Below are 6,686 nucleotides of genomic sequence, written 5' to 3' on the forward strand. Positions count from 1 at the left end.
TATCAGTAACAGGCTGTGAGTATGGAAAAAAGGAGGTTGCTCCCGTGATTATGACCCTGAAATCGAGAGTGAAGCCAGCTTGAGCGAAGGGGAAGTGCAGCTTCCCGTAAAACGTAAATCGTTGCCAACTTCCTCTACCTGCTGCAACACATCAAAGAAGTTGCCCGATACGGTGATCTGATTGACCGCTCTGACCACTTGCCCCTGCTCAATCCAGTATCCCAGACAAGCCAGCGAAAAGTTACCGGACGCCGTATTCGTACCCGCATGCAGTCCTTGCAGCTCGACGATCATCAACCCGCGATCTGTCTTGCGAATCATGTCCTCCAAGGTAGAAGAACCGGGAGCCACATACAGATTATGATAAGACACACCGATTTTACCGTTATAGCTTCCCTTGGAAGCATTAGAGGTACTCTGCACCCCAGCCTTGCGGGCCGTCTTGCGATTATGGAAATACGTCCGTAGTTCGCCGTCCTTGATGATCTCATTACGATGCGTTGCGCTGCCTTCGGCATCAAACGTACTGCCTGCGGGAACGTTCTCCATCAGCGGATCATCGATCAGCGTAATATGCTCACTTGCCACCTTTTGCCCCAGTTTCCCAGCCAATCGCGAAAAGCCTTTATCCACCGATTCCGCTGAAAATACGGACGTATACGCAGCCAGCAATTGCGCTGCTGCATCATGACGGAAAATGACCGGATAGTTATCCGATTGGATCGTGTGCGCACCCAGCTTGGAAACAGCCTCTTTTACGGCTTTACGCGCCACATCCGCAATATCGATTTCTTCCACACTTCGCAGCGAATAATCATGCCAGCCCCCAGTTACCGTCTCGTCATGGTCTGCTGCAATCACATACACATAAGCGGTCGCTAGGCTTTTGCGACGATGGCAGTGCAGTCCTTTTGTATTCACAATCAGGACCTCATTTTCCCGAATGCTGACCGAGCAATGCCGAGCCATCACAATCCGTGGATCTGCGGCAAGCGCTGTGCGCTCCATTTCTAGCGCCGCTTCGATCAGAATCTCAGGAGCCGTGTCAGCCAACGCTGAGGCATAGGCAGGCTGCTCAGGGTAGCTCTCAGAGCCTTCGAACAGTTCATCCTGTTCCTCGCTCTCCAATATATCCGCGTTGCTACGTGCTTCCTCCAATAAAAAGTCGATCACGTCCGGCTCCAGCTTCTCTGTAGAGGCATAGCCCATTTTCCCGTTAATGACACCCCGGAAGGAAAGTCCGCCATTCTCAACGATGGTATATTGGTCAATTTCTCCCTTCAGTACCTTTACTGAGGTAGAACGTCCATTTACATAGTAGATTTCCATATCCGCGTAGCCGATTTCCCGACCTTTTGTGAACAACGCTTCCTGAAATTGCTGAATATTCATCGCCTATTCCCCCTTCCGTCCGCCGACGGTCATTTCGGACACTCGAATTGTAGGCTGTCCGCAGTTGACCGGAAGACTTCCGCTGACGGAGCCGCACATCCCCTGACCATGATCCAGATTGTTGCCGACCATATCAATATTTTGCAGTGTTTCAATCCCTTTTCCGATCAATGTTGCGCCTTTGACCGGTTCCGCAATTTTGCCGTTGCGAATCATGTATGCCTCTTCAACCGCAAAATTAAACTCGCTGGTCGAAGTATTCACCGAACCGCCGCCCAGCGATTTGGCATAGATCCCGTACTCCGTATTCGCAATGATTTCTTCACGGGTCGAATCTCCGTTCGCAATAAACGTATTGTTCATGCGGGAAGCAGGCGCGAATTTATAGGATTGTCTTCGTCCTGACCCTGTCGCAGGTACACCCATCTGGCGCGAGCCCATGCGGTCAATCAGATATCCTTTTAAAATGCCGTTCTCAATCAGTACGTTGCGCTGTGTTGGCGCTCCTTCATCATCGATATTAAGCGAGCCCCACGCGTTCTGAATCGTTCCATCATCTATAGCTGTAACGAGCGGTGAAGCTACCTGCTGCCCGATCTTATTCGCAAACACAGAGGTTCCATGGGCCACCGCCGTAGATTCCAGCCCGTGTCCACACGCCTCGTGAAAAAGAACGCCGCCAAAGCCGTTCTCAATCACGACGGGTAGTCTGCCACTAGGCGCATATCCAGCTTTGACCATCGTGGTCGCAATACGAGCTGCGTGTCTCGCATTTTCTTCGATATTCAGATTCTCCAGGAATTCAGTCCCTGCATATGCGCCCGGCCCACGGAACCCGGATTGTCTATGTTCCCCATCAGTCGCAATCGCGCTTATTCTCATGCGTGTATACGTGCGGGTATCCTCCACCAGCAGCCCGTTGCTATTGGCGATCAGCACATTTTGGATCGAGTTGCTAATCCCAATGGAGGTTTGCGTGATGGAAGGATCGTATTGGCTTGCCGCCTCATGCGCCCGTCTCATCATATCGATCTTGGCGCGTTTCTGTGAACCGTCAGGAATGATCGCAATCGGATGTTGGTTAGGGATAGCATGGGGATGGAGTGTAATTGTGTGTGTACCTGGTGCTCCACCTCTGCGAATGGCCTTGGCGGCCGATTTTGCCAGTCGAATCAAGCTCTGTTCGCTCATATCACTAGTGTAGGCATACACCGAGAAATGCTCCTTCATAATCCGAATACCAATCCCAAAATCCCGGCCTGACAGCGCCGTATCCACAACTCCCCCGGTCATGCCCAACTGTCCATTGGTACGGTCCTCAACGAACACCTCTGCAAAATCTCCGCCCGTCTCCAACGCGGCTTGCAGCATATCCTGAATCTGTGTTGGACGTATCATCACGTTCCTCCTCGTTTTTGCCATGTTTCTTATTGTACGTTTAAGCGATCAAGATAATATGCGGGTTCATGTTTATTTCCCATAACTTTACTATACATGATGTTGGGAGTGGGTGTAACTACGTGAGGGCGGCTGTTTGGAGGGTAGATAATGATTTATACGTGGGGATGGAGGGGTTGAAATGAGAAAACCCGATCAGACCGTGAAGGGTCATGTCGGGTTTAGCTTTTTAAAGAGGTTGTACGTGCAACTAAGGACGCTACATAGACGGATCATTCTTCCGATCGCTGTTGCCCCCAGATTTTTTTGATTATATTTTAACGGTAAAAATCCAGCGGCGGTTATGCTAACGAAGCAGCTTTCTTACGGAAGCTTTCAGGCGAACGCTTCGGTTCTTCAGGACGGCTTTGTTCCCTCCGCTGCTATGCTTGGGTTTGCTTCATTTTGTTCGCCAAAATACTTTTTTTCAAACGAACTTTAAACAATTCCCTGCGAAGGTCCAGTTCCATGATATGAAGATGGTCGGCTGCTTCTTTGACGGTTTCCATGTGAAGTACACTTGCCTTTTGAGAAATAATAGCTAGCGCATCGAAAATGAGCTTTGTGCATGTTTTAAGTCTCTCTATGTGTTCGTCTTCCTGTTGTACCAAGCTCTCGTATTGCTCAGCCGTATTTTCAGATGGGTTTGTATGTTCCACGCTCTTTAGTATCTTGGGTTGAGTATCCAAGTTATCATCTCCTTTTTATTCAAAGTGTAGCAAAGGATGATAACGGATGTGGTACGTGGATACGTAGCATATAAAAATAAATCCCTTTATGATCATTTAAGTTTTAAAAACAATCCGAAAGTGAATTCATAATACAGAGTTTACTTTCGGATTGTTCTGTTAAACTTTTCCTTTAAATATGATTTCTCTCCATTAGCTTGCGGCGGTAATTCGCTGTTCTTCTTAAATTAGACTCAATCCTTATTTTAGTGCAGGGTACTGTTATCATAATTCCATTGCAAAATAGCACTGTAGAAGTATTTTCTTCTTGTGTAATTACACTCTCGATTTGACTCTCCATTAACCATGCATTCGATTTATTCTTGAATGAATTAATCGGAAACATAAAAAGTTTCAAAATAGGACTTATACAAACTGGAGTTTTATATCCATAGCCAGTCATTAATCTTGCTGCTTCTCGCACCCCATCATAATCAGTCCCGTAATGTAACATCGTATCTTTTAATAGGTTAATAGGTACTCTCGGTTCTAGAAAAGTGCGCGTCCCCTCATATACCTGCGTCATCCAACCTCCAGATGCGTCGAGTACAGGGAATAATGCTAATGCGTTTGGTTTAATTATATACGTCATCTTCTTTTTGATTCACCTACTCTTTCCTATGAACTTGTAGTTCAAAGTAAAATGAGTATACTAACAATATGTTGGTATACTCCAACATACCTCTCCCTCCATATTTAATCGTTCCTAGCGACACTATGGGGGGAGTCCTAATGAGTTAATATGTGCTCACCTCCTTTCGGGTAACTTTAGTTAGCCATTTTTCTATCTTTAAAATGTCATCTTTGTTTCCCGAGAGATAGTAGTAATTATCTTTCCCTCTACGTATGCCCTTAAATAGTTCCCATTGCTCCTGATCTGGAGAAAAATTGATCACATCGAGTTTAGACATTCTTTCTTGGACTGTCTTTAATTTACTTTCAAAATTCATTTGACTCGTTCCTCGAATAGCATGGTATGCAAGGGCTTGAAGTAATGAAAAGGATGCCAACATAGTTTTATGATAATTTCCAATAGTATCAGGAGGATGTAAATTAAAAAGAAGTTTAAACCATAAGTTTATCAACTCTATATTCTCTTCGTAATTTAGTTTATTTTTAATATTTCCTTTTGGCAGTTCACTTTTTAGCTCACTGGTTAAAAAAATCGCAATAAGTTTCCTTAATTGCGATAGAGTAAGAAAGCTTTTATTATTAGGCTTCTTTAAGCTTTTAAGTTCTCTTTCCACTTTCGCCTTAACTAAATCTGTATTTTGTTCAAGAACGTCATTAGAAATTCGATTAATCTCGTTTCTCGAATCGTAAGCGATTAATTTTGAGAGTGCTACCTTCTTGCCTTTAGTATTAAAGTCTACATACGCTTGCATAATTTCTTCTTGATTTAATCCTTCGTAAATCTGTATTGCAATAGAACTCTCATTAATAAAAATTCTTAGTGACTCACTTTGGTCAAGTTCCTTGGGGTCAAGTGATTTTTGCTTTTGATCAATTACAGTCGAAATTTGCGATAGGGCAAGCAACCTCCCATTCCCATCAATTATGGTTAATCGGTCAGAAAGACGGCTATCTTCTTTCGCTTCTTCTGTATATCTAGCAACAACTAATGGGGGGAAGTAAATTTCATTATTCAAAATATTGTCTACAATATAATTTCGAATTGTTCTAATTCTCGTTTGACTTACATCGAAAAAATTCACTTTGTCCTCAGCAACATATTTCAATAAATCCTTGACTCTAAAAAGTTCTATGGACTGTTTAAACTCATTGTGGTAACTCATATGTTAAGACCACCTCTTCTCGCTTCAATAATATCAAGAAAAGAATTAGTAAATTTGTTGATGGCAGTAGTATTACTAAAATCAACAAGTCTTTTTTTATTTTTATCATAGTATGCGTAAAAGATAGGGTCTGTATGTTTCCAAGTGCATTCACTCTTTAAAATACTCAGTAGGTTAATAGCTTCAATATATGAAATATTATTATTTCTTTTTAGCTGATTCACGGTATTCGCAAGTACAATTTGAATCGTAGTAATGCCTGATACATATATAGTACGGTCATTAGCTTTTAGGGGAAATATTTCAAGCCACTTATGAAAAAAAGAGATAGCTATAGGTCTAATTTCATTAATCTTAACCTCTTGGTAAGACTCTTCTCCTTCCTTTATATTTAGATCTCCTTCAAACATAGCTATTAAGCATCTTCTCATGCCAACCAAAGTAGTGAGTGCAGAATTTTGCTTTGATAGTCTTGAAAGTGTTTCTTCAATCTCAAATTCAGATTTCAAATCATGAGAAATCTCGCGTACAAGTTTTGAATATTGGTCGCGTTTATCATACTTAACAATCAGCCCACCATGCAGTTCTCTACGCTCAGTGTTAATGTCGCTAAAAAGCTGTCTCTCCTGCTGGGTATTAAGATCCAGATATATTTGCATAGAAATTGGATAGTTATTAAGCTTTTCTAATATTTTTCTATTCCACTTCACTTCTTCATTATTGCTGGTCATTGTAGTATTAGAAACCATCGTCTGAATTCTTTGAATAGCTAGATTTAGACCGCTAATGCGATGCTGGCCGTCAATTACAATTAATTTTGAGTCAGTGGGCATTTCCCAACCATTTGATACCTGTGTTAAAGCTCCTCGCGCCGAGAAAACAAATGGTGAGAAATAAAACCAGTCTTTTTGAACTGCATTTAAAATAAAATCTCTAATCTGATTTCGTTTTCTAACATCAAGTTGCCTTTGTACATATTCGTCCACTTCAAAAATTGTATTCAAATATCTAAAAGGAAGCTGCGTTAATAATATCTTTTTTCCAAATTGAATATAATCTTCGCCTGGCAATCTCGTTGTTATATTGTGCTCATACATTATCCTCACCTCATTTTCATTATAATCACTATATTTGGATTTGAATATAATTTCATTCATATAAATCCCATATTTAGTATATCTCCATTCACTATACTCATATTCGTTTTTTTCAGTAATATTAATGTTATTGAAACTCTGTTGCTTTCTATTTTAAATTTGCCTGCGTTTCTTTTCTGATATACTTCTTTCTTAATTAAAGTCCTCTTTTTTTCTACTGCTTGGGTAAAGTCAGC

Annotated in this window: 7 protein-coding genes; all 7 read right to left on the minus strand. The window is 42.0% G+C overall.

The features are described 5' to 3' along the window. Positions 1-48 precede the first annotated feature (48 nt). A complete protein-coding gene (locus tag ACWXW9_RS22290) occupies positions 49-1,392 on the minus strand; it encodes a TldD/PmbA family protein (protein WP_494931221.1) in 1,344 nt (447 codons plus the stop codon). Positions 1,393-1,395: 3 nt separating this feature from the next. Beyond that, the gene (locus ACWXW9_RS22295) at positions 1,396-2,790 is read right to left on the minus strand and encodes a TldD/PmbA family protein (RefSeq protein WP_494931222.1); all 1,395 of its coding nucleotides are present in this window, start codon (positions 2,788-2,790) and stop codon (positions 1,396-1,398) included. A gap of 422 nt (positions 2,791-3,212) precedes the next feature. Then, positions 3,213-3,518 (minus strand): hypothetical protein, encoded by a 306-nt coding sequence (locus tag ACWXW9_RS22300; RefSeq protein ID WP_494931223.1) that lies wholly within the window; start codon positions 3,516-3,518, stop codon positions 3,213-3,215. A gap of 172 nt (positions 3,519-3,690) precedes the next feature. Next, entirely contained in the window at positions 3,691-4,149 is a 459-nt protein-coding gene (locus ACWXW9_RS22305) for a competence protein ComK (RefSeq protein WP_494931224.1), read from the minus strand. Positions 4,150-4,294: 145 nt separating this feature from the next. Beyond that, positions 4,295-5,353, minus strand: coding sequence for a DNA sulfur modification protein DndB (locus ACWXW9_RS22310; RefSeq protein WP_494931225.1), 1,059 nt, complete (start codon positions 5,351-5,353; stop codon positions 4,295-4,297). Continuing rightward, positions 5,350-6,510, minus strand: a complete 1,161-nt coding sequence (locus tag ACWXW9_RS22315) for a DNA sulfur modification protein DndB (protein ID WP_494931226.1) — start codon at positions 6,508-6,510, stop codon at positions 5,350-5,352. Before ACWXW9_RS22315 ends, ACWXW9_RS22310 begins: the two co-directional genes overlap by 4 nt. Beyond that, a partial coding sequence (locus ACWXW9_RS22320) for a hypothetical protein (RefSeq protein ID WP_494931227.1) occupies positions 6,507-6,686 on the minus strand: 180 nt, incomplete at its 5' end. The genes ACWXW9_RS22320 and ACWXW9_RS22315, both read right to left, overlap by 4 nt.

The organism is Paenibacillus sp. LT-B23 (genome assembly GCF_059417685.1).